The 22747-nt window shown below is 38.0% G+C and carries 24 protein-coding genes; 19 read left to right on the forward strand and 5 right to left on the reverse strand.

Features of this window, described 5'->3' with window-relative positions:
• Nucleotides 1-45: 45 nt before the first annotated feature.
• The 5 genes from O5637_RS10605 to O5637_RS10625 all read left to right on the forward strand — a co-directional run bounded on the left by O5637_RS10605 (nt 46) and on the right by O5637_RS10625 (nt 4573).
• Nucleotides 46-822 carry a creatininase family protein gene (locus tag O5637_RS10605; protein WP_269604943.1) on the forward strand — a complete coding sequence of 259 codons (777 nt, stop codon included), beginning with the start codon at nt 46-48 and terminating at the stop codon, nt 820-822.
• Between the two features lie 95 nt (nt 823-917).
• On the forward strand, nt 918-1643 hold the full coding sequence (locus O5637_RS10610) for an aldehyde oxygenase (deformylating) (RefSeq protein ID WP_269604945.1): 726 nt from the start codon (nt 918-920) through the stop codon (nt 1641-1643).
• 145 nt (nt 1644-1788) lie between these two features.
• A complete protein-coding gene (locus O5637_RS10615; protein ID WP_269604947.1) occupies nt 1789-2829 on the forward strand; it encodes a long-chain acyl-[acyl-carrier-protein] reductase in 1041 nt (346 codons plus the stop codon).
• 20 nt (nt 2830-2849) lie between these two features.
• Nucleotides 2850-3839, forward strand: coding sequence for an acetyl-CoA carboxylase carboxyltransferase subunit alpha (locus O5637_RS10620; RefSeq protein ID WP_269604949.1), 990 nt, complete (start codon nt 2850-2852; stop codon nt 3837-3839).
• Between the two features lie 26 nt (nt 3840-3865).
• The gene (locus O5637_RS10625) at nt 3866-4573 is read left to right on the forward strand and encodes an SDR family oxidoreductase (protein ID WP_269604951.1); all 708 of its coding nucleotides are present in this window, start codon (nt 3866-3868) and stop codon (nt 4571-4573) included.
• A 30-nt stretch (nt 4574-4603) separates the two neighbouring features.
• On the opposite strand, the gene O5637_RS10630 is transcribed toward O5637_RS10625, so the two are convergent.
• Nucleotides 4604-5278, reverse strand: coding sequence for a phosphoribosylanthranilate isomerase (locus O5637_RS10630; protein WP_269604953.1), 675 nt, complete (start codon nt 5276-5278; stop codon nt 4604-4606).
• A 63-nt stretch (nt 5279-5341) separates the two neighbouring features.
• Here O5637_RS10630 and O5637_RS10635 point away from each other — a divergent pair, with 63 nt between their 5' ends.
• Nucleotides 5342-6580 (forward strand): site-2 protease family protein, encoded by a 1239-nt coding sequence (locus O5637_RS10635; protein WP_269604955.1) that lies wholly within the window; start codon nt 5342-5344, stop codon nt 6578-6580.
• On the opposite strand, the gene O5637_RS10640 is transcribed toward O5637_RS10635, so the two are convergent.
• Entirely contained in the window at nt 6574-7323 is a 750-nt protein-coding gene (locus tag O5637_RS10640) for a lipoate--protein ligase family protein (RefSeq protein ID WP_269604956.1), read from the reverse strand. The two genes, O5637_RS10635 and O5637_RS10640, sit on opposite strands and share 7 nt — an antisense overlap.
• Before the next feature lie 154 nt (nt 7324-7477).
• Between O5637_RS10640 and O5637_RS10645 the strand changes: the two genes are divergently transcribed.
• Both O5637_RS10645 and O5637_RS10650 read left to right on the forward strand, forming a co-directional pair.
• A complete protein-coding gene (locus tag O5637_RS10645; RefSeq protein ID WP_269604958.1) occupies nt 7478-7882 on the forward strand; it encodes a hypothetical protein in 405 nt (134 codons plus the stop codon).
• Nucleotides 7883-7951: 69 nt separating this feature from the next.
• Nucleotides 7952-8965, forward strand: a complete 1014-nt coding sequence (locus O5637_RS10650; RefSeq protein ID WP_269604960.1) for a protochlorophyllide reductase — start codon at nt 7952-7954, stop codon at nt 8963-8965.
• 16 nt (nt 8966-8981) lie between these two features.
• Here the strand turns inward: O5637_RS10650 and bchL are convergent, their stop codons facing one another.
• Nucleotides 8982-9872: a ferredoxin:protochlorophyllide reductase (ATP-dependent) iron-sulfur ATP-binding protein gene (gene bchL, locus O5637_RS10655; RefSeq protein ID WP_269604961.1), complete on the reverse strand. Its 891-nt coding sequence runs from the start codon at nt 9870-9872 to the stop codon at nt 8982-8984.
• Between the two features lie 355 nt (nt 9873-10227).
• Between bchL and O5637_RS10660 the strand changes: the two genes are divergently transcribed.
• Both O5637_RS10660 and O5637_RS10665 read left to right on the forward strand, forming a co-directional pair.
• Complete coding sequence (locus O5637_RS10660) at nt 10228-11484, forward strand: ferredoxin:protochlorophyllide reductase (ATP-dependent) subunit N (protein ID WP_269604963.1); 1257 nt, start codon at nt 10228-10230, stop codon at nt 11482-11484.
• Between the two features lie 4 nt (nt 11485-11488).
• A complete protein-coding gene (locus O5637_RS10665) occupies nt 11489-13066 on the forward strand; it encodes a ferredoxin:protochlorophyllide reductase (ATP-dependent) subunit B (protein ID WP_269604965.1) in 1578 nt (525 codons plus the stop codon).
• Nucleotides 13067-13076: 10 nt separating this feature from the next.
• Here O5637_RS10665 and O5637_RS10670 read toward each other — a convergent pair whose 3' ends face one another.
• A complete protein-coding gene (locus O5637_RS10670; RefSeq protein WP_269604967.1) occupies nt 13077-13442 on the reverse strand; it encodes a hypothetical protein in 366 nt (121 codons plus the stop codon).
• A gap of 101 nt (nt 13443-13543) precedes the next feature.
• On the opposite strand from O5637_RS10670, the gene O5637_RS10675 reads away from it, so the two are divergent.
• Nucleotides 13544-14320, forward strand: a complete 777-nt coding sequence (locus O5637_RS10675; RefSeq protein WP_269604968.1) for a BMC domain-containing protein — start codon at nt 13544-13546, stop codon at nt 14318-14320.
• On the opposite strand, the gene O5637_RS10680 is transcribed toward O5637_RS10675, so the two are convergent.
• Nucleotides 14317-14907: a non-canonical purine NTP pyrophosphatase gene (locus tag O5637_RS10680; protein WP_269604970.1), complete on the reverse strand. Its 591-nt coding sequence runs from the start codon at nt 14905-14907 to the stop codon at nt 14317-14319. The genes O5637_RS10675 and O5637_RS10680 overlap by 4 nt on opposite strands.
• A gap of 357 nt (nt 14908-15264) precedes the next feature.
• Between O5637_RS10680 and O5637_RS10685 the strand changes: the two genes are divergently transcribed.
• From O5637_RS10685 to O5637_RS10720, 8 genes are all read left to right on the forward strand, one after another.
• Nucleotides 15265-15576, forward strand: a complete 312-nt coding sequence (locus O5637_RS10685) for a BMC domain-containing protein (protein ID WP_011130577.1) — start codon at nt 15265-15267, stop codon at nt 15574-15576.
• A gap of 72 nt (nt 15577-15648) precedes the next feature.
• The gene (locus O5637_RS10690; RefSeq protein ID WP_011294510.1) at nt 15649-17061 is read left to right on the forward strand and encodes a form I ribulose bisphosphate carboxylase large subunit; all 1413 of its coding nucleotides are present in this window, start codon (nt 15649-15651) and stop codon (nt 17059-17061) included.
• 100 nt (nt 17062-17161) lie between these two features.
• On the forward strand, nt 17162-17503 hold the full coding sequence (locus tag O5637_RS10695) for a ribulose bisphosphate carboxylase small subunit (RefSeq protein WP_011294511.1): 342 nt from the start codon (nt 17162-17164) through the stop codon (nt 17501-17503).
• A 100-nt stretch (nt 17504-17603) separates the two neighbouring features.
• Nucleotides 17604-19991 (forward strand): CsoS2 family carboxysome shell protein, encoded by a 2388-nt coding sequence (locus tag O5637_RS10700; RefSeq protein ID WP_269604981.1) that lies wholly within the window; start codon nt 17604-17606, stop codon nt 19989-19991.
• 7 nt (nt 19992-19998) lie between these two features.
• Nucleotides 19999-21558 (forward strand): carboxysome shell carbonic anhydrase, encoded by a 1560-nt coding sequence (locus tag O5637_RS10705; protein ID WP_269604983.1) that lies wholly within the window; start codon nt 19999-20001, stop codon nt 21556-21558.
• Nucleotides 21559-21834, forward strand: a complete 276-nt coding sequence (locus tag O5637_RS10710) for a carboxysome peptide A (protein ID WP_011294514.1) — start codon at nt 21559-21561, stop codon at nt 21832-21834.
• Complete coding sequence (locus O5637_RS10715; protein WP_269604987.1) at nt 21834-22085, forward strand: carboxysome peptide B; 252 nt, start codon at nt 21834-21836, stop codon at nt 22083-22085. Before O5637_RS10710 ends, O5637_RS10715 begins: the two co-directional genes overlap by 1 nt.
• 45 nt (nt 22086-22130) lie before the next feature.
• Nucleotides 22131-22679, forward strand: coding sequence for a BMC domain-containing protein (locus O5637_RS10720; protein WP_269604989.1), 549 nt, complete (start codon nt 22131-22133; stop codon nt 22677-22679).
• Nucleotides 22680-22747: the final 68 nt, after the last annotated feature.

Below are 22747 nucleotides of genomic sequence, written 5' to 3' on the forward strand. Positions count from 1 at the left end.
TATTAGGAGATTTCTATCATTTTTCAAACTCGTCGATTTGAGCATTTGACCTGGCCTGAGGCTTCTAAAGCCGCTTCAGAGAAGGGGTCTACATTGGTTTGGCCCTTTGGTGCATGTGAACAACATGGACCTCATTTACCTTTAATTACTGATACTTTTTTTGCTGAAAATATTTTAATCAAGACTCTTCAAGCGTTGCCTGAAAATTTGCCGATATGGATGATGCCATCTCAATCCATTGGTTTTTCTCCTGAGCATCAAGCTTTTCCAGGAACTTTGTCCTTATCAGCTGATGTTTTGCTTTCAATGGTTACTGATGTTGGCCAGCAAATAGCTTCTATGGGGTTCAATAGATTAGTTTTTTTTAACGCTCATGGCGGGCAAATTGGTCTGCTACAAGCGGTTTCAAGACAATTGAGAATTCAATGCCCTTCACTAGCTGTATTGCCTTGTTTCCTTTGGAGTGGTGTCCCAGGATTAGATCAACTTCTACCGGAAAAGGAGGTAGAAGAAGGTCTTCATGCGGCACTAGCGGAAACAAGTCTTATGTTGCATATGGCTGGAGATTTGGTACGAAATGATTCTTACTTACAGAAAAAGGATGTAGATCAAGAAAAAGTTAATATTCCAAAGGGTTGGAGCCTAGAGGGCGCCTCTCCATGTGCATGGCTTACTGAAGATTTGAGCTCTTCTGGAATTATTGGCGATGCAAGTTCTTCAAATTCTGCATTGGGTGCCGCTTTGGAAAATGCCCTAATAGATCATTGGAAGTCCCTATTCGCAAGCCTTTTGGACAGTGATTGGCCTCCAGTCATGTCTTGAAGACCTGTTTCTAGCAGTTAAGTTGTGGTAACTGAACTACCATTTTGCTTTTAATTCTGTAAGATCACTCAGATTGACAAATTTCTAATAGATCTATGCAAGCTTTTGCATCCAACAATTTAACCGTAGAAAAAGAAGGGTTGGTTTCTGACTCTCTTCCTGATTTCACCTCTGAATCTTACAAAGATGCATATAGCAGAATTAATGCAGTTGTAATCGAAGGTGAGCAAGAAGCTTATTCAAATTTTCTTGATCTCGCCAAGTTGATTCCTGAACACGCTGATGAGCTGGTTAGGCTTGGAAAGATGGAAAAAAAACATATGAATGGGTTTTGTGCGTGCGGAAGAAATCTTGCCGTAAAACCTGATATGCCTTTTGCAAAAACCTTCTTCTCAAAACTCCACAATAATTTTATAGAGGCTTTTAATGCTGGCAATACAACTACTTGCCTTCTAATTCAATGTATTTTGATTGAATCTTTCGCAATATCTGCTTATCACGTTTACATACGTGTAGCTGATCCTTTTGCAAAAAGAATTACAGAAGGTGTTGTTCAAGATGAATATTTACATTTGAATTATGGTCAAGAATGGCTTAAGGCAAATCTTGAATCAGTCAAAAAAGATCTAATGAAGGCTAATAAAGAAAATTTGCCTTTAATAAAATCAATGCTTGATGAAGTATCAAATGACGCGGAAGTTCTTCATATGGATAAGGAAGAGTTGATGGAAGAATTTATGATTGCGTATCAAGATTCCCTTTTAGAAATAGGTTTAGATAATAGAGAAATCGCAAGAATGGCTCTTGCTGCAGTGATTTAAGGATTTTCAATTTACATTTTTCTGTTTGGATCCATTCCTCAAGAACTTTAAGTTCTTGAGGAATTCTTTTTTTTGTGACCTTGGTGGTCTAACCTTCAAACTTGGATAAATATTTAGTTTCAATTTTGATCTTTCTTGGTGCAAAATGTTTGGGCTAATTGGACATTCAACAAGTTTTGAAGATGCCAAGCGCAAGGCATTGGGCTTGGGGTATGACCATATTGCTGAAGGTGATTTGGACGTATGGTGTACTGCACCTCCTCAGTTGGTAGAACATGTAAAAGTCGTAAGTGCGATTGGAAAGACTATTGAGGGAGCATATATAGACTCATGTTTTGTCCCTGAGATGCTAGGTCGCTTCAAAACTGCAAGAAGAAAAGTTTTGAATGCAATGGAGTTGGCTCAAAAAAAAGGGATCAACATCACCGCTCTAGGTGGATTTACATCAATAATTTTTGAGAATTTTAATTTGCTTCAAAATCAACAAGTTAGAAATACTACTCTTGATTGGCAAAGATTTACTACTGGCAATACTCATACGGCTTGGGTGATTTGTAGACAGTTAGAGCAAAATGCACCTCGAATAGGAATTGATTTGAGTAAATCAAAAGTAGCTGTTGTTGGGGCTACTGGTGATATTGGTAGTGCTGTTTGTAGGTGGCTTACCAATAGAACGGGTGTTTCTGAACTTCTTTTAGTTGCTAGACAGCAAAAGCCTTTAGTTGAACTCCAGTCTCAACTTGGCGGGGGTGAAATTCTTACCTTGGATCAGGCTTTACCTGAAGCAGATATTGTGATTTGGGTTGCAAGCATGCCAAAAACCTTAGAAATTGACCCATCTAAAATTAAAAGACCCTGTTTAATGATTGATGGTGGATATCCTAAAAATTTAGGAGAGAAGTTTTCAGGACCTGGTATTCATGTATTAAAGGGTGGAATAGTTCAATTTTTCAAAGATATTGGTTGGAGCATGATGGAGCTCGCTGAGATGGAAAATCCTAAAAGAGAAATGTTTGCGTGTTTCGCTGAGGCAATGCTTCTTGAGTTCGAGAATTGTCATACCAATTTCAGTTGGGGGAGGAATAATATTACTTTGGAGAAGATGGATTTCATTGGCCAAGCTTCTGAAAAGCATGGATTTTCTGCTGTTGGTTTGAAATCAAATATTCAGACATTAACTGTCTGAATATTTGGTTACTTTTAATTATGGCTAGACGTTTTCTTCTCGAATTTGAAAAACCTCTTGTTGAGTTAGAGAATCAGATTGATCAAATCAGAGAATTAGCAAGAGATTCAGAGGTTGATGTAAGTCAGCAACTTCTTCAATTAGAGACACTTGCAGCAAGAAGGCGAGAAGAAATATTTAATGCACTCACACCAGCTCAAAAGATTCAAGTAGCTAGACACCCTCAAAGACCTAGCACACTTGATTACATACAGATGTTTTGTGACGATTGGGTTGAGTTACACGGCGACAGGAACGGAACTGATGATCAAGCTCTCATAGGAGGGTTAGCGAGAATAGGTCAAAAATCTGTCCTTTTAATTGGACAACAAAAAGGTAGAGATACAAAAGAGAATGTTGCTAGAAACTTTGGCATGGCAAAGCCAGGAGGGTATAGAAAGGCTTTGAGGTTAATGGATCATGCTGATCGCTTTAGTTTACCAATAATCTCTTTTATAGATACTCCTGGAGCTTATGCGGGCCTCATAGCAGAAGAACAAGGCCAGGGAGAGGCAATTGCGGTGAATTTGCGTGAAATGTTTAGGCTTAAAGTTCCCATAATTGCAACTGTAATTGGCGAAGGTGGTTCTGGAGGTGCTTTGGGGATAGGTGTCGCAGACAGGTTGCTAATGTTTGAACATAGTGTTTACACAGTCGCAAGCCCTGAAGCGTGCGCTTCGATTTTATGGAGGGATGCTGGCAAGGCTCCAGAAGCAGCATCATCATTAAAAATTACTGGACCTGACCTTATGAAATTAGGAATTGTTGACGAGGTTTTAAAAGAGCCTTCTGGGGGGAATAATTGGGCCCCGCTTCAGGCTGGAGAAACTTTAAAAAATGCTCTTGAGAAGCATTTATCCGAATTATTGGCTTTATCACCTAATGAATTGAGAGATAATAGATATTCCAAATTTAGAAAAATGGGAAAGTATTTGGAATCTCAGTCTATCGAAAGCGAAATTTCAGTTTAAAGTTTTAATGTTTGCTTCTAACTTTTTTGTCAACAGTATTAATCACAGGCGCCTCAAGAGGAATTGGGAAAGCAACTGCTAAGGCTTTTGCTAATTCTGGATGGGATTTGCTACTTCTAGCTAGATCTGAAGATGACCTAGAAAAAATTGTCGAAGAAATTGAAAACAATAAAATTAAGGTCTTCTACAAATCCATTGATCTTAGTAATCCTAAAAATATATCTAAGGGAATAGCTGAATTAATGAATAATGGCTTGATTCCCTCAGTTCTAATAAATAATGCTGGAGTTGCTTGGACTGGAGATCTTTTATCCATGCCACTTGAAAAATGGGAATGGATTATTCAAATGAATCTCACCAGTATCTTCCAGGTTTGCTCCGATGTAGTTCCTTTCATGAGAAAAAAAGGGGGATTAGTTATAAACGTTAGTAGTCATGCTTCTCGAAATGTTTTTCCACAATGGGGTGCCTATTGTGTTTCCAAAGCAGCTTTAGCAAGTTTTACAAAATGTTTGGCAGAAGAAGAACGTAAGAATTTAATACGAGCATGCACACTTACTCTTGGATCTGTAAATTCATCTCTTTGGGATTCTGACTCTGTTGGTATGCAATTTGATAGAGATTCGATGCTATCAGTTGATCAAGTTGCATTTGAACTGTTACATCTTGCTAGTCAACCGATTAATCAAATTATCGAGGATGTAACTCTGATGCCTTCTGCAGGGGCACTTTAAGCTTAGAGAAATTATAAATTATATCCTTGATTAATTTTGCTCTCTTATTTCGCGTACAAGAGATTCAACTTTATTGATATCTTTAATACCTGGAGATATCTCTAGTCGACTAGAGGCATCAACTCCATCAGGTCTAAGCTTAGAAAAAATTTCAGGTATTATTTCAGCAGATATTCCACCAGCTAAGATCCAAGGAGCTTTAAAAGTTTTATTAATTAGTAAGTCTATTGGGACTCTATTTCCAGTCCCTCCAAGTGATTTATTATCCCAGGCATCTATGAGAATAGCATCAATATTCTTCTCGTATTGACTTATTTTTTCTAAATCATGAATAGATTTTAACCTGAAAGCTTTCCATAATTTTATTGTTGGAAATTTATTCTTTAATTCACGACAATAATCAACTGATTCATTCCCATGTAATTGGATTACTGATGGAGGGGTTGATCTGTTATTTATACATTTGACTTCCTCTAGTTTTTCATTTGCTATTACTAGTACTTTTTCAATAATTGAAGAAGCTTTTTCTACTTCATTAAAAATTTTTATACATTCTTCTTCTTCTACAAAACGAGGTGAATTTTTAACGCCAATAACTCCAATAGCATTTATTTTTAATTGAGCTATAGATTTTGCTTGTGAAGCCTTTGTTAGTCCACAAATTTTTATTGCTGTTGACGTTTTAGAAGTGGATTTTCTGATCATTACCAGAACTTTTATTAGGATTGATTTAAATAGATTTTATTGAGAGATTGGAGGAATTTAAGCTTGGGTAGTTGGGAAGTTATGAAAATCAGAGGTATTCCTTTGAGAATCCATCCAAGTTGGTTTTTGGTCTTCTTATATTTTACTTTGTCAGCCAGAGATCAGTTCGAGTCTCTTTTGGATGGTCAAGCATCTGTATGGAATGGATGGGTGATTGGTGCTTTGACCTCTTCTCTTTTGTTTATATCTGTTTTATTGCATGAATTGGCTCATTCTTTTGTGGCAATTGGAGAAGGTCTAAAAGTTAGAAACATAACACTTTTTTTTCTTGGAGGTATGGCAAATCTTGAAAATGAATGTCCGACATCAAAAGGAAGTTTTAAAATCGCAATTTCAGGTCCCGCTGTTAGTCTTTTATTGGCTTTCTTAATGCTTTTATTAAGTAATAATTTATCAGTATCAAATATCATTCTGTCTAATTTATTTAAACAGGTTGGTAGTCTCAATCTTTTGATAGGTGTATTTAATTTGCTTCCGATAATTCCTCTTGATGGGGGCATAATATTAAAATCTTTAATTTGGTACTTTACAGGGAGTAAAAGAGCAGGGATTAAAGGAGCTATAGCTTCTGCAAGATTAATTTCTTTTCTAGCTATTTTTATTGGTATATTAAACTTATTTAGGGGCAACTTATATATTGCAATTTGCTTTTCTATAATTGGTTTATTTGTTTTTTCTTCATCTAAATCACAGAGCCAAATTATTCAAATACAAAAGATATTATCTGAATTACATGTAAATCAAGTTTGTAGTCGTTCATACAGGGTTCTAGAGGATCATTTGCCTGTGAAAGTTTTATCTAAATATAGTTCATTGAATAAAGCTAATATCTTGAATGAAGAATGGATTCTATTGTGCAGAGAAGGGCGATGGACCGGCTATGTTAATGAAAAAATCTTACAGAATATTTCTGTTCAATACTGGGATAAAAAATTTCTTTATGAGTTTTCTTCCCCAATAAATGAATTGCCATCAATTAGTGACAAAGAATCATTATGGAAGGCAATAATAAAAATAGAAAAAACAAATTATGGAAGACTACTGGTCCTATCAGTTTCTGGCCTTCCTCTTGGAACTTTAGATAGAGTAGATATAGGCAAAGCAGTACTAAAAAAAATAGGATTGAATCTTCCAGATCAATTAATTAAAATTGCAAGAAAAGATAATATTTATCCAATAGGATTAAATCTATTTAATATTGCCCAATCAATGGCTTCTAGTGATTTAGAAAAGGATCAATAATGATTTATTTTTTTGAATTTATCTATAGCCAAACTTTTTATTATCTCTTGATCTTTTTCATCTAATGTATAATTAGATAACTTTATGTTGGGCCATGTTTTGCCTATAGATTGTTTAAGAAAATTTATCACTTTCTCTTTCTCTTTGATTTCATTTTTTATCTTTGGTGGATCTGCGTTGAAAACTTTTTTCCATAATTGTTTTGACGGTTCCATTAAGATTTCTCCATGCTGAAGCAAGTGCCCCTTTTTCCAGTACTGAGCACTTCCAATATGCTTGTTTTTATCTTCATCAACCAAGTCAGCTAGTGTTGAAGTTGAAAAACAATTACTATTAGATATATTCACAGGTTGATTCCCAAAAAATAGATCTACGCCAGCTTTTTTAAAACCATCTTTTAGCCATTGCGTTGTCTTTAAATATGATTCTTTTTTATTTCTCGGTGGATATTTCCATATAAGAGCGTAAGTGAGTCCTCTGCTATGAAGAACAGCTTTCCCTCCACTAGGTCTTCTTACAATTTTTAACTGTTCATTTTTTAAAAGTTCAATCCATTTCCTTGGCAGTTCTTTTTGATTTTTTCCAATGGATAACCAGTCTCCATCCCATGTGTAAAAACGTATTGCCATATTAAAATTATGGTAAGTGAATGATTTCTCTAATAGGAAGAGATCAATTGCCATTTGCTCTGGCCCACTTAATTCAAGAGGATTTAAATAAAGGACTTCTTCTATATTGTTCATTTTAATTTTTAGTTTTTCATCATAAAAACGTCAGTTTATTTATACTCCTTTATTTATTTTCTTTTTGAATTTATAAATGCATTGGAAAAAGTCAAAGAATTGATTCCATTATTAATTAAGTTACCATGAAAAAATCGAGACATTTTAATTTGATTTGGGACAACCTCAACGAATCGAAGAGCCATTCAGAAGGAAGCGTTCAAAAAGAATTAACAAAAGCATTCCTTCAGTAAATAAAAAAATTGATGCTTTTACTAAAGTTTCTGAATTTCAGAAAGAAGAAGTTAGGCGAGAGCTTCTATATAGCTATGTGGGATTAATTTTGAAGTGTGGATTATTTATTGTATTTTCAACTAGCCTCGTGAACTTAGGACTTGCTTCTCATCAACGCGTGAATAGAAATCTAGAGTTGTCATATCTATTAGAAAAAGAATCAAAAAAACTTCACAAGTTAAGACTACGTTTTGATGAAATGTTTACTAATGGTGGAGAACAAAGTTTCTTTAAGGAGCAAGATCAGTGGATTACTCCAAATAGTGTCAGAGTTATCTGGCGATGATTAACTTTGCTTCTGTTCGGTTTAGATTTATGTTTGAAAATTGATTAAAAATAGTTTTTACTAAAGAATATGGCTCTAGTACAAGCTGCACCAGGAACTGTCTTAATTACTGGAACAACATCAGGAGTTGGACTATATGCAACAAAGTCTTTAGTAGATAGGGGTTGGAGGGTTATTACGGCAAATAGATGTTCTGTTAGAGCTGAAGCTTCTGCGTCAGCAGTTGGATTACCTACTAATAGTCCAAGACAACTTAAACATATACAGATTGATCTTGGCGACCTAGATAGCGTTCGCAATGGGGCTAAAAGTCTTCTAGAGGATTTGGAAAAGCCATTGGATGCTTTGGTTTGTAATGCGGCTGTATATCTTCCTCGTTTAAAAAAACCTTTGAGATCTCCCCAGGGATATGAAATATCAATGGCAACAAATCATTTTGGACATTTTTTATTAATTCAGTTACTTTTAGAAAATCTTAGTAAGTCTTCAAGACCAGTCTGGAAGGGAAGATCTTGGGGAGTGGAATCATCTCGAGTAGTTATCTTAGGAACTGTAACTGCTAACAATAAAGAACTTGGAGGAAAAATCCCAATACCAGCACCTGCTGATCTAGGAAATCTATCTGGCTTTGAAGAAGGATTTTGTGACCCTATATCAATGGCAAGTGGTAAAAAATTCAAACCAGGGAAAGCATATAAAGATAGTAAGTTATGCAATATGATTACAACCCAAGAATTACATAGGAGATTTAATTCTTCTCCAATTCTTTTTAGCTCTCTTTATCCTGGGTGTGTAGCTAATACCAGATTATTTAGAAATACTCCTAAACTCTTTCAGTGGTTGTTCCCCTGGTTTCAGAAATTAATAACTGGAGGTTTTGTAAGTGAAGCGCTTGCTGGGGACAGGGTAGCCCAAGTCGTTTCAGATCCTCAATTTGCTATTTCTGGCGTTCATTGGAGCTGGGGTAATAGACAGCGCAAAGACAGACAACAATTTTCCCAAGAATTGTCCGATCGAGTGACAGATCCAGTGACTTCTAGAAAAGTTTGGGAGTTATCTATGGAATTAGTTGGTCTGAAATAAACCTTTAACCAGTTCTTTAGTCAAATCCAAGTAGATCAAATATTTCACGGTCTTTTAAAGGTTCAGCCTCTAATGGTTCAACATTATCTATCATTTTTTGTGCTAACGAAAGATATTCATTTTGTACTTCGACTACGCCTTCTTCTTCTGCATCCATCTCGAAAATTGTGCACTTTTTAAGCCTTGATTTACGGATGGCATCTACGTTACGGAAATGAGCCATGGTCTTAAGACCTGTTCTTTCATTGAATTTCTCTATCTGATCTAATTCAGCAGAACGGTTTGCTATGACACCTCCTAGACGAACTTTATAATTTTTTGCTTTAGCATTTATTGCTGCGACGATGCGATTCATTGCAAAAATAGAATCAAAATCATTTGCCGTAACAATTAGACAGTAATTTGCATGTTGTAGCGGAGCGGCGAAACCACCGCATACAACATCACCAAGAACATCAAATATAACTACATCAGTATCTTCTAAAAGATGATGCTCTTTTAATAGTTTGACTGTTTGACCTGTGACATAGCCACCACATCCTGTACCCGCTGGAGGTCCACCACTTTCAACGCACATGACGCCATTGAAGCCTTTAAACATAAAGTCTTCAGGTCTTAGTTCTTCACTATGAAAATCTACTTCTTCAAGGATATCTATGACGGTAGGCACCATCTTGTGCGTAAGGGTAAAAGTGCTGTCATGCTTTGGATCACAACCAATTTGAAGAACTTTCTTCCCAAGTTTGGAAAATGCAGCTGATAAATTCGAAGATGTAGTTGATTTACCAATACCTCCTTTGCCATATACAGCAATAACAAGAGCTCCTTCCTGGATTTGTGCTTTTGGGTCTTGTTTTACTTGAACACTACCTTCACCATCCTCCTTACGAGTTATTGTCGAAGTCATTAATCTTTCTCTTTCAAAAGTCGTTGTTTATATTCTTGCAGCCAAATATCTCTTTAGGAAATGTTTGGCGAATTCGATACATTTAACATTAAAAATATATCTTCAAACGAGAATATACATACATTGCACGTTGTAGATACGTATTTTTACTCATGCTTTTAGTTTTCTTTATGGATAAAGAATTGCTCTTTAAGTGCTTTGTAGGCCACAATGTCGTTATTTATTGCAATAGCTAAAGTTACCGTAGCCAGACATTAGGTAACTAAAAAGTAACTAAATGCGAAAGAGATTAAGTGTTTGTTGACGGTTTACCCTTTTTAGATGCAGTTTGAGTATATACATGTATTAAATCTCTATGAGCGGTGCAACGCTCCTTAAAGAATCTGGTCCAAAAGAAGTCTTTTGCGGGCTAACTTCTATTGTTTGGCTTCATAGAAGAATGCCTGATGCTTTCTTCCTTGTTGTGGGTTCTAGAACCTGTGCTCATTTAATTCAAAGTGCAGCAGGCGTAATGATTTTTGCTGAACCGCGTTTTGGTACAGCTATTTTAGAAGAAAGAGATTTAGCTGGATTAGCTGATGCTCATGACGAGTTGAACCGAGTAGTTAAAAATCTTTTAGCTAGACGTCCCGAAATAAAAACTCTTTTTCTTGTTGGTTCTTGCCCAAGCGAAGTAATAAAAATAGATCTTTCAAGGGTTGCCGAAAATCTGAATATCGAACTTAAAGGTCAAGTAACAGTATTGAATTATTCTGGAAGTGGAATAGAAACAACTTTCACGCAAGGCGAAGACGGAGCCTTAAAGGCTTTGATTCCATTAATGCCTAAGAGTGATCAAAAGAAATTACTTTTAGTCGGTACTCTTGCTAATGCCGTGGAGGATCGGTTAATAAGTATTTTTAAGCGACTTGGAATAGATAACGTAGAAAGTTTTCCACCCAGGCAGTCAACAGAATTACCTTCAATTGGTCCTGAAACAAAAGTCCTTCTTACTCAACCCTATTTAACTGATACCGCAAGAGAGCTAAAAAATAAAGGTGCTGAAATAATTGAAGCTCCCTTTCCTCTAGGTGTTACTGGAAGCACATTGTGGATTCAGGCGGCTGCAAATTCATTTGGCATCGATAAATCAATTGTTGATTCAATATTAAATCCATTGATATCAAGAGCAAAGCAAGCTTTAGCTCCTCATGTTGAGAAACTTTCTGGTAAAAAACTCTTTCTTTTACCAGAATCTCAATTAGAAATTCCTCTCGCTAGATTTCTAAGTAATGAGTGTGGAATGGAGATTGTTGAAATAGGAACGCCTTATTTAAATAGAGATTTAATGAAAGCAGAAATAGACTTGCTACCTCCTGAATGTCGTATCGTCGAAGGTCAACACGTAGAGAAACAGTTAGACAGAGTAAGAGATAGTTCACCAGATCTTGTAGTTTGTGGAATGGGACTAGCTAATCCACTTGAGGCAGAGGGGATATCAACCAAATGGTCAATTGAAATGGTTTTCAGCCCAATTCACGGGATTGATCAAGCTTCTGATCTAGCAGAATTGTTCTCAAGGCCACTTCGTAGGCATGACATTTTAAAGCCAAAAACTCTTACATCAAATTAATCTTATGGAATTAACTCTCTGGACATACGAAGGACCTCCGCATATTGGAGCGATGAGGATAGCTACGTCGATGAAAAAACTACATTATGTTTTACATGCCCCTCAAGGGGATACTTACGCTGACCTTCTTTTCACTATGATTGAACGCCGCGGAAGTAGACCACCTGTAACTTATACAACTTTTCAAGCTAGAGATTTAGGCGGTGATACAGCAGAGCTTGTAAAAGGACATATAAAGGAAGCCGTAGACAGGTTTAAGCCAGAGACTCTTTTAGTTGGCGAAAGTTGTACAGCTGAATTAATTCAAGATCAGCCTGGATCATTAGCAAAAGGTATGGGCTTTGATATCCCAATTGTCAGCCTCGAATTACCTGCGTATAGCAAAAAGGAAAACTGGGGTGGATCTGAGACCTTTTATCAAATCGTAAGAACTTTACTCAAAGACCAATCGAATGAATCCAAGCATACGTGGCAGGAGGAAAAAAGAAGACCGAGAGTAAATTTACTTGGCCCAACTTTGCTTGGCTTTAGATGTCGAGATGATGTTTTAGAAATACAAAAATTACTTGGTCAGTACGGGATAGATGTCAATGTTGTAGCGCCATTAGGAGCATCACCGGCAGATATAATGCGAATCCCCAATGCTGATGTGAATGTTTGCCTCTATCCAGAAATAGCGGAGTCAACTTGTATTTGGCTTGAAAGAAATTTAAATATTCCTTTTACAACAACAGTTCCTCTTGGCGTCGGGGCAACCCAGGATTTCCTTAAAGAATTACATGAAGTTTTAGAGATGGAAATCCCTCAATCAGTAAACGAATCTAATAATTCAAAATTAACATGGTACTCGAATTCAGTGGATTCAAATTACTTAACAGGAAAAAGAGTCTTTATTTTTGGGGACGGAACACACGCTCTTGCTGCAGCAAGAATTGCTACTGAGGAACTTGGCTTTAAAGTTGTTGGCCTAGGAACTTATAGTCGTGAAATGGCTAGGAAAGTTCGTCCAGCCGCTAAGGCACTTGGCTTAGAGGCATTGATAACAAATGACTACTTAGAAGTTGAAGATGCGATAAAAGAAACATCTCCAGAGCTAGTCCTTGGTACACAAATGGAGCGACATAGTGCAAAAAGACTTGGCATACCATGTGCAGTAATCAGCACACCAATGCATGTGCAGGATGTACCTGCTCGATATAGCCCTCAGATGGGTTGGGAGGGGGCAAATGTCATTTTTGACGACTGGGTGCATCCCCTGATGATGGGACTCGAGGAACATTTAATTGGAATGTTTAAGCATGACTTTGAATTTGTTGACGGTCATCAAAGTCACTTAGGCCATTTAGGTGGAAAAGGAACTGAAAATATTAATCAAGGAGTTAAAACTACAATTTCGAATGATTCAACAAATACAAGTAATAATCCTATATGGACACATGAAGGTGAAAGAGAACTTTCGAAAATCCCATTTTTCGTTAGAGGTAAAGTAAGGAGAAATACAGAGAATTATGCGCGCCAAGCGGGATGTAGAGAAATCAACGAAGAAACTCTTTATGATGCTAAGGCTCATTATAAAGCCTAATTTGGTCATCCTAATTACGCCAATGAGAACTTTCTTGGCTTGATTTGATTAATCTCCAAACATTTCTTGATAACTTCTTAGCAATAAGACCACCTCTCTCAACTTTTGAGGAGCCTGGTCTAACGCCTAAAAGTTTTGATACTTCTGTAGTGCTTAGTGGGGCTCCTGTTTCTATAGCTAGAGAAGTTAGTTCAAGTCTTTGGCGCAGCTCATATGTATCACATTTTTCGTCTTCTTTTAACCAATTCAAGTCGGCAATACCTTTGTCAGATAATTTTTGCATAAGACTTAATGAGACTAAGCCAAGCGCTTGCTCCGGATTGATTTCAGCGTTTGAGTTATTGTTTTTCGGATCCTTTGGCTGAGGTAAAGACATTCTTCAATCAGATCTATTTATATTGAATTTATCGGCTTAAATTCAGCATGCAAGTCTAAATTGCTGGCTAAAAAGACAATCTTTGAGGTAGTATCCCGCCCATGACAAGATTCGCCACATTTGAAAATAATGAAAGGCGTCTAGGTGGCAGCCAGAGAGTTACTGGTGCAGAAGTAAATGAATATCTTGCTGACGATCCCAAAAGAGTCATAACAACTGACTCGGAAAAATCGTTAGTTGCTCGTCAAGCAAGTCATGTAAAACAAATTGAATTAAGAACATATGTATTCCTAGATTCTTTGCAACCTCAACTTGCGGCTTATATGGGAACTGCAAGTTCAGGCTTTTTACCCATACCTGGTGATGCTTGTCTTTGGATGGAGGTTTCTCCGGGAATGGCTGTGCACAGGGTTACAGATATCGCACTAAAAGCCAGCAATGTTCGATTAGGACAAATGATCGTTGAAAGGGCATTTGGATCACTTGCTCTTTATCACAGAGATCAGAGCACAGTTCTACATTCGGGAGATGTAGTTTTAGATGCAATAGGAAGCACAATTGATAGGAGAACTAATCCTCAAGTTACTTGGACTGAAGTTATTCGAGCTATTACTCCGGATCATGCTGTTTTAATTAATCGCCAAAATAGACGTGGCTCAATGATTCAATCCGGTATGAGTATGTTTATTCTTGAGACTGAACCAGCTGGATATGTTTTGATGGCTGCAAACGAGGCGGAGAAGGCATCAAATATCACAATTGTAGATGTGAAAGGAGTTGGCGCTTTTGGAAGACTCACTTTGGCGGGTAAAGAGGGTGACGTTGAGGAGGCTGCAGCGGCTGCGATGAGATCTATTGATCAAATAAATAGAAATTAATTATTTTTAATTCCTATAGCTTTCAAAAGGTAAGGAGCTAATTCTCTAGCTGCTTTCCCTCTGCTTCCATGTTTTGATAGTTGTGCATTATTTAATTCTCCATAAGTGCAATTAGTTTCACGAACCCAAAATAATGATTCAAATTCCCCATTTGGATAAGCAGGTTTTTTTAAAATTTCACCCCAGCAAATTCCTATTGTATTTTTGATTATCTCTCCACGGTTAGTGCAAAGCACCATTACGCTGCATACTTTTGCGCTTCTATAAGGACTGTCTCCAAGAGCAGTTAGAATCTTCTCTATCTTTTTTTCATTTGTTTCGGCAAGTCGCGCAGAAAAGATACCGGGAGCATTACCAAGAGAATCAATCTCAAGTCCAGAATCATCTGCAATAGTCCAACTGTTTGTTAATGCTGCTGCTGCTTTCGCTTTCAATATTGCATTGTCCAGGTAAGTTTTTCCTGTTTCTTCAACATCTAAAGAACTAGGTTGTTTTTTAACTTCAATTGGTAGCTGCCCAAGCATTGCCTCTATCTCGGCAACCTTCTTGGGATTACCACTAGCAATGGTTATTAGTGGTTTTTTCAAATGGAATAATTTAACTAGTCTTATATAGTCTTACAAGAAGAAGTCAAAAACAATAGTCGTTGAATTTTATAGATGATTTTGAGACAGTTTTTGGGCGAACATTCCAACCCTGACATAGCCAGGAAGCTGTCTCGTGGGTAAAAATAACTACATGAACTTGTTTACGCAATGCAATATCAGTATGTCCTGACTGTTGATCGAACAGTGTTACTCAACTGTCGTAGCAAGGGTGATAAGCTCAGCTTATGAATAAGACTAGAAACTGTAATCAGCGCTATTAGAAAATCCCCTTGACTAATTGCTCTTTGACGGGCCATTGTCCCTCCTGAACATTCCATCCCTTTACAGAAATAGGACATGGCTAGCGAAACAATGGGTATTGCTCTCGGCATGATCGAGACACGCGGATTAGTACCAGCTATTGAAGCTGCTGACGCGATGACCAAGGCAGCAGAAGTGCGCTTGATTGGTCGTGAGTTTGTTGGTGGTGGTTACGTTACAGTTTTAGTTCGCGGAGAAACTGGTGCTGTAAACGCAGCAGTTCGTGCAGGCGCAGACGCTTGTGAGCGTGTAGGTGACGGACTCGTTGCAGCTCACATCATTGCTCGTCCTCATCGTGAAGTTGAGCCAGCTTTGGGTAACGGTAACTTCTTAGGTCAGAAGGACTGAATTTTGACTAAGTCCTAAGAGGAGAGGACTTTTCAAATTTTCAACCTTCTAACTAATTAACAGGAGCTATCAATGGCTAAAAAGTATGATGCTGGAGTTAAGGAGTATAGAGATACTTACTTCACTCCTGATTACGTCCCCCTAGATACTGATCTACTAGCATGTTTTAAATGCACAGGTCAGGAAGGTGTACCAAAGGAAGAAGTTGCAGCAGCTGTTGCGGCTGAATCCTCTACAGGTACATGGTCAACAGTTTGGTCAGAATTACTTGTAGATCTTGAATTCTACAAAGGCCGCTGTTACCGCATTGAAGATGTCCCTGGTGACAAGGATGCCTTCTATGCATTTATTGCATATCCGTTAGACCTTTTTGAAGAAGGATCTATAACTAACGTTTTGACATCACTTGTTGGAAACGTCTTTGGTTTTAAAGCCTTGCGACATCTTCGTCTTGAAGATATTCGCTTCCCAATGGCATTTATCAAGACCTGCGGCGGACCACCTAGTGGAATCGTAGTTGAACGTGATCGTCTTAATAAATACGGTCGTCCATTACTTGGTTGTACTATTAAGCCAAAACTTGGTCTTTCAGGTAAAAACTACGGTCGTGTTGTTTACGAATGCCTTCGTGGCGGTCTTGACCTAACTAAAGATGATGAGAATATCAATTCTCAGCCATTCCAGCGTTGGAGAGAGCGTTTTGAATTTGTTGCTGAAGCTGTAAAGCTAGCTCAACAGGAGACTGGTGAAGTTAAAGGTCACTACCTGAATTGCACAGCAACTACTCCTGAAGAGATGTATAAGCGTGCTGAGTTCGCTAAAGAACTTGACATGCCAATCATCATGCATGACTACATCACTGGTGGTTTTACTGCTAATACTGGTCTTGCTAATTGGTGCCGTGAAAATGGCATGCTTCTTCATATTCACCGTGCTATGCATGCGGTTATCGACCGTCATCCTCAGCATGGTATCCACTTCAGAGTTCTTGCTAAGTGTTTGCGTCTATCTGGCGGAGATCAACTTCATACAGGAACAGTTGTTGGAAAACTAGAAGGAGACCGTCAAACAACTCTCGGTTATATCGATAACTTACGTGAATCCTTTGTTCCTGAAGACCGTACTCGCGGTAACTTCTTTGATCAAGATTGGGGTTCTATGCCTGGTGTATTTGCTGTGGCATCTGGTGGTATTCATGTTTGGCATATGCCAGCATTGCTTGCAATCTTTGGAGATGATTCATGTCTCCAGTTTGGAGGTGGTACTCATGGACACCCTTGGGGATCAGCTGCTGGTGCGGCTGCGAACCGAGTAGCTCTAGAAGCATGTGTGAAAGCGCGTAATGCAGGTAGAGAAATCGAAAAAGAAAGTCGCGATATCCTTCTAGAAGCTGCAAAGCATAGCCCTGAATTGGCAATTGCTCTTGAGACATGGAAGGAGATTAAGTTCGAATTCGATACAGTCGATAAACTCGACGTTCAGTAGAAAAGATAAAGAGGTGACATTTTAAGTTGCCTCTAACTTTCTTAAATTCATCAGTCGATATTTAAATCGACTTTCACTCATTCACTAACTTAAGTTCACCATGCCTTTCCAGAGCACAGTAGGTGACTATCAAACAGTCGCCACCCTGGAAACATTCGGCTTCTTACCGCCGATGACCCAGGACGAAATCTACGATCAAATCGCTTATATCATTGCTCAGGGTTGGAGCCCAGTTATTGAGCATGTTCAACCAAGTGGTTCAATGCAGACCTATTGGTCTTATTGGAAATTACCTTTCTTTGGTGAGAAAGATTTAAATTTGGTTGTTAGCGAGTTAGAAGCTTGCCATAGAGCATATCCTGACCATCATGTTCGTATCGTTGGATATGACGCATATACACAAAGTCAAGGTACTTGCTTTGTAGTTTTCCAAGGCCGCTAAATAATTAGGCTTTGATAAAATTAGCCTCAAAAATTTTTTGGGGCTAGTCATTCTTTAGAGAATTTTAATTTATTTTTTGTAACCTCTCCATTGGGTTGATATGGCAAAACAAACAAGTCGACAATTAGTTCTTGAACGCCGCCAGGCTCTAAGTCAAGGAGGTAAAAATGCTTCTGTTAAAGGCTCTACGGCTAATAGAGTGCGTTCTTCTGGTGATGCGAGAGCTACGAGGACAAACTCTGGTTTTGTGAAACCCAATAAATCTATGGCTAATTCAAATAATTCTTCCTCTCAACCAAGTACTAGTAGTTTTCAATTAAGTACTTCTGGTAGCTCAAGTAGTTCAAGATCATATAGAAGTTCTGTAGCACAACCAAGTCGTCAACTTGTTATTGCAAGAAGAGAAGCATTGTCACGTAGAGGAAAATCTGCAGATAATAGTAAAGATATAACTCGAGTTGATGTTGAGAGGAAAAAGGTTCAAAACTCTCCTTCTTATGAACCAAAAAAGGCTGAACATTGTTGTCCAGAATGTGAGCAAAAATCTTTACAGGAGACTAGTAATACAATTTCAAAGCCAGAAGTCAGCTTGAAATTAAATAAAAGAGCAAGTGATCACCGTTCAACTGTTAAAAGAAAAGCAATTACGAATTCAAGTAGAGCTTTTGTCCTGGCTCGAAGAGAAGCCTTATCAAAGCACGGTAAATCTGCTGGAAAACAACCAACAACAGCTGCATCTGTTGCGAGGCAAGGTAATCCAGATCTAACAACTAAGGAAATAGCTCAAAGAGTAAGAGAACTTAAAAGTAAAACTGGTGCAACTGGATCAAAACGTACTTCAGTAACTCGACCTTGTGGTCCCAATAAAAATGGTGCAAAGCAAAATGCTAGTGCTCCTGATGCTCATTGGAAAGTAGGAATGAGTGAGACCGCAACTGGTCAACTTGTTACTGGAACTCAAGCAAATAGATCTATAAAAACTACTGGTAATGAAGCAAGTACTTGCCGATCAATAACAGGTACTCAGTATCTTGGTTCAGAAGTTATTGATTCTTTCTGTAATGGTTCAAATACTCCTATAAGCCAGCCAGCAAAAGTAGGTGTTACGAATACAACTCATGGAAATTTAGTAACGGGTAACGAGGTTGGTAGATCAGAAAAAGTTACTGGTGATGAGCCTGGTACTTGTAAAAACCTTACTGGTACAGAATATATTTCTGCTAATCAATCCAATCAGTATTGCGGAGGAGTTAACCCTTCACCATCAAAAATTGGCTATAGCCAAACTATTGATGGTCAAAATGTCAGTGGAACTATGACAGGAAGGTCAGCTTTAGTTACCGGAAATGAAGCAGGATCAAATAAAGGTTTAACTGGCGATCAGTATTTAGGTTCTGATCCACTACCTTCTGGTAGACCAGCAGAAAAGGTTAGCTCATTAACTACAATTCGTGGGACCGGAGTAACTGGCACTGATGTCTCGAGAAAAGAGAATGTTACTGGCAATGAGGCTGGTAGTTGTAAGAATGTGACGGGAGATGAGTATGTGGGCTCTGGGCAATATGATGCTTTTTGTGGAAGCAAGCCTGCTCCTGATCCAGGAAAAGTTGGTCTAAGTATTACTAATAAAACTCAATCTGTTAGTGGAACTATGACAGGAAGATCGCAGCTTGTAACAGGAGATGAACCTGGTACTTGTAAAGCAGTAACAGGTACTCCCTATGCTGGACTGGAGCAAGCAAATCAGTGGTGTGATAAAGCAGCTTCTTCAGAGATAGAAGCTAGAACTCCTAGAAAAGTTGCTACTCCTGGAGCAAGATTGACTGGTCAGCAGCCAGGTATAGGTGGGAAAATGACAGGTGCTCATAAAGGTGCCTGTGAGCCTTTAACTGGAACTCCATATGTTGGCGGTGATCAATTGGTAGATAATTGTGGTTTATCAAATATTCCCGAAGGTTATGCTCACCAGGAAAATACTGAAAAAGCAGCTGCATGGACAAGTTTCAGCGTGAAATCTCCAGCAAGGCAAGCTCATATTCAAAATGAAATAAATGCAGGTGTAACAGGTACGAGCTACGAAGATAGCTCAAGAATTACTGGCCCATTCGACATGGCTGCAAATAAAGTGACTGGTACTGAACAATTTCGCTTTGACAGAAAACCATCAAATTCTCAGAATAATAAAGTTGATCAAATAGTCAATGAAGAAGCTAAGCAACGCCCAACCTCACAAATAACAGGAGAAGGACAATCTGCAGGATTGAATATAACTGGTGATGATTGGGCTAGAGGAGAACATGTCACTGGAACAGAAGGTGCCTCTGCTAAGCGTAGAAATCCTTCACGTCCAGGACCAATGAGTGCAATGAAAGCATCTGAATTAAAGAGAAACGAAGAAGTTCCTGAACCAGATTTCCTAATCACTGGCTCTAGTGGTAACACAAGGGATGGTCAACTGGTTACTTTCTCTGGTGGAGCAAGGGGTTAAAAAGTAGATGGCCTATCGTAATTTGGCCAAGAAATCTCTTCGTGGGCCAACAGCTCCTATGAAGAGATTTGTCGACCTAGAAAACCAGGGCTTGAATTCTGAAGTAATTAAGACTACTAATTCTTTCTCTGATGAAATAAAAACCATTAGCTCTTTTTCCAAGGATCATCCATTAACTAATTCTCAAGAAAATCAGAAGTTAAATCAATACGAAAAAAAGGTTAAAGGTCGATTTGATAATATTGTCCCTCTTCTAAAAAGAGTCTCTAGTCTTCAAAATGATTTGAATTTTGTAGAAAGAGCTCAAAATTTATGTCGCTCAGAATTAGGTTATGAATTACCACTGCACATACTTGAAAAGGCGTGGGTTGGAAGTGTTGATATAAGTGCCTTGTTTGCATGGTGTGTTTTTCAATCACACCAATTAACGAGTAATGAATTTTTTAATTCAGATCCAATAGAGGGATCTGAAAATAGTCAATATGCTAAATCTTTTCAGTCATTTCTCTATCAATGTGGCTTTCATCTTTTAGATATAACTCCTTGTGCAGATGGTCGATTAGCTCATGCTATTTCTTATGCATTACGTATACCTTTTAGCTCTGTTAGGAGGCGTTCTCATGCAGGTGCACTATTTAATATTGAAAAAACAGTTAATCGTTGGATTAAAACCGAACATAGTAGATATAGAGAGTCAACTCCGAATTCTGCAACTGAGCCAACAAGATATTTAAAATCAGTAATCTATCATTTTAGTTCTGTTGATCCTACACACCAAGGATGTGCTGCTCATGGTAGTAATGATGAATTAGCAGCATCAGAAGGCCTACAGCGATTATTGGATTTTAGGGAAGCAGTCGAAAATAGTTTTTGTTGTGGTGCCTCTGTTGATTTGCTTTTAATTGGAATTGATACTGATACAGATGCAATAAGAGTTCATACGCCTTCGAAAACCAATGAAGTTGATTTGAAATCATGGGTTTGTGCAAATGAAATATACAAAGAGACTCAATTTCTAAAAGCTGAAGAGGCTCTTCAAAAAATTCAAGAAAATATCAAAGGTGTTTGCCCTGGAGAAACAGATCCAAATATGGTTATGTTTATTACCCGACTCATTTCAAATAATATTTCTCAAATTGATTATGTAAAAAACTTTCACGATGGAAGTTATAAAGATGCAGGTCATGCTGAGAGGTTTATTGGTGTAGGTATTGGTTTTAAAGAAGTTCACTTAAGGAATCTTACTTATTTTGCTCATTTGGAGACTGTTGAACAAGGAGCTCCTGATCTCGACGTCGGAGTGAAAATTTTTACAGGTCTAAATATCTCGAGAAGTTTACCAATCCCTATTGTTATTCGCTTTGATTACTCAGGTAGTGTCCCTCATGCTAGAAATAGAGCATTATCTGATTGTCATAGAATTAATGAGGCTATTAAGTCTCGTTATCGAGATTTAATCGATAATGGTTCACTTCACACATTTCTTACTATTCGAGATCGAGATAAAAAGGCTCCTGCAGAAGTTGTAGGTTCTTCCCTCGATCCAGTCACTCAGGAGGCTCACTAAATGCTCATTTGTAAAGTTCTCAAACCACTTGTCTCAACCAATCGTATTCCAGGCTTTGAACATAAGCATTTACAGGTTGTATTAGACGGTAGCTCAAAAAAAGTTGCTGTTGATGCTGTTGGATGTAAACCAGATGATTGGGTTATATGTGTAGGAAGTTCTGCCGCTCGCGAAGCTGCAGGTAGTAAGTCTTATCCAAGTGATTTAACTATTGTTGGTATTATTGATCATTGGGATCCAGAGACACAACAACAGATTTCTGGAGGAGCAAAGTAATGGAGATTATGCAAGTTATGGGCCGCTTGGTATGTACACAGAGAGTGGAAGGGCTAGGACACATGCACTTAAGAATATTGTGCAATAACAAAGGGAAAAGACTTGTGGCTGTTGATCCTGTCGGTGCTAGAGAAGGTAATTGGGTTTTTACCGCAACAGGAACCGCGGCGAGGTGGGGATGCCCAGACCCCAATGTTCAAACTGATTTAACTATTGGTGGGATTATTGATAATTGGTCACCCGATGAATAATTTGATCACTGTTCAATAAAGCTTAATTTTATAAATTCCTAAACTATGACTAACTCTTCAAATCGTCGATCAAAAAGTAGTAATAAAAATACTAAACCTAAAGATCAGGTTGTTGATGTTACTCCTTTGAATTCAACAGGGCAACCAAAAACTTCTTCTGAAATTAAGTCTCCGTCAAATGAAAATTCCTCTACTACTATAAAAACTACTACTTCTAAAAAAAATTCCAATGCTTCTGGGATTGGTGGATCATCCAAATCCCAAATTGGAAAAAACAAAGGTTTCGAACCAAATTCAAATTTTGGAATTGCTTTAGGAATGATTGAAACTCGTGGACTAGTACCAGCAATAGAAGCAGCAGATGCAATGACTAAGGCTGCTGAAGTTAATTTGATCGTTAAGGAGCTTGTTGGTGGAGGATATGTAACAGTAATGGTTCGTGGTGAAACTGGCGCTGTAAATGCTTCCGTGAGAGCAGGTGCTGATGCTTGTGAGCGAGTAGGGGATGGGTTAGTTGCTGCACATATAATTGCTCGACCTCATGTTGAGGTCGAGCCAGCATTGAAAGGAAGTGGAGCGAAAAGGAGAAGCTGAGTAATTTTTAATTAATAAATTATTTCTTCAATCAATTCACGATGTAGTAGCTTTTATAAAAGATAAGT

Source organism: Prochlorococcus marinus str. MIT 0917 (assembly GCF_027359575.1).
In the GTDB taxonomy this organism is placed as follows: Bacteria; Cyanobacteriota; Cyanobacteriia; order PCC-6307; family Cyanobiaceae; genus Prochlorococcus_B; species Prochlorococcus_B marinus_D.

Bases quoted from the DNA above. Each gene is read 5' to 3' on its own strand.
- O5637_RS10620 (WP_269604949.1), top strand. From the start codon at position 2,850: ATGGCTAGACGTTTTCTTCTCGAATTTGAAAAACCTCTTGTTGAGTTA.
- O5637_RS10660 (WP_269604963.1), top strand. From the start codon at position 10,228: ATGAGCGGTGCAACGCTCCTTAAAGAATCTGGTCCAAAAGAAGTCTTT.
- O5637_RS10675 (WP_269604968.1), top strand. From the start codon at position 13,544: ATGACAAGATTCGCCACATTTGAAAATAATGAAAGGCGTCTAGGTGGC.
- O5637_RS10715 (WP_269604987.1), top strand. From the start codon at position 21,834: ATGGAGATTATGCAAGTTATGGGCCGCTTGGTATGTACACAGAGAGTG.
- O5637_RS10670 (WP_269604967.1), bottom strand. From the start codon at position 13,442: ATGTCTTTACCTCAGCCAAAGGATCCGAAAAACAATAACTCAAACGCT.
- bchL (WP_269604961.1), bottom strand. From the start codon at position 9,872: ATGACTTCGACAATAACTCGTAAGGAGGATGGTGAAGGTAGTGTTCAA.
- O5637_RS10710 (WP_011294514.1), top strand. From the start codon at position 21,559: ATGCTCATTTGTAAAGTTCTCAAACCACTTGTCTCAACCAATCGTATT.
- O5637_RS10700 (WP_269604981.1), top strand. From the start codon at position 17,604: ATGGCAAAACAAACAAGTCGACAATTAGTTCTTGAACGCCGCCAGGCT.
- O5637_RS10720 (WP_269604989.1), top strand. From the start codon at position 22,131: ATGACTAACTCTTCAAATCGTCGATCAAAAAGTAGTAATAAAAATACT.
- O5637_RS10685 (WP_011130577.1), top strand. From the start codon at position 15,265: ATGGCTAGCGAAACAATGGGTATTGCTCTCGGCATGATCGAGACACGC.
- O5637_RS10610 (WP_269604945.1), top strand. From the start codon at position 918: ATGCAAGCTTTTGCATCCAACAATTTAACCGTAGAAAAAGAAGGGTTG.
- O5637_RS10690 (WP_011294510.1), top strand. From the start codon at position 15,649: ATGGCTAAAAAGTATGATGCTGGAGTTAAGGAGTATAGAGATACTTAC.
- O5637_RS10640 (WP_269604956.1), bottom strand. From the start codon at position 7,323: ATGAACAATATAGAAGAAGTCCTTTATTTAAATCCTCTTGAATTAAGT.
- O5637_RS10650 (WP_269604960.1), top strand. From the start codon at position 7,952: ATGGCTCTAGTACAAGCTGCACCAGGAACTGTCTTAATTACTGGAACA.
- O5637_RS10630 (WP_269604953.1), bottom strand. From the start codon at position 5,278: ATGATCAGAAAATCCACTTCTAAAACGTCAACAGCAATAAAAATTTGT.
- O5637_RS10695 (WP_011294511.1), top strand. From the start codon at position 17,162: ATGCCTTTCCAGAGCACAGTAGGTGACTATCAAACAGTCGCCACCCTG.
- O5637_RS10615 (WP_269604947.1), top strand. From the start codon at position 1,789: ATGTTTGGGCTAATTGGACATTCAACAAGTTTTGAAGATGCCAAGCGC.
- O5637_RS10705 (WP_269604983.1), top strand. From the start codon at position 19,999: ATGGCCTATCGTAATTTGGCCAAGAAATCTCTTCGTGGGCCAACAGCT.
- O5637_RS10665 (WP_269604965.1), top strand. From the start codon at position 11,489: ATGGAATTAACTCTCTGGACATACGAAGGACCTCCGCATATTGGAGCG.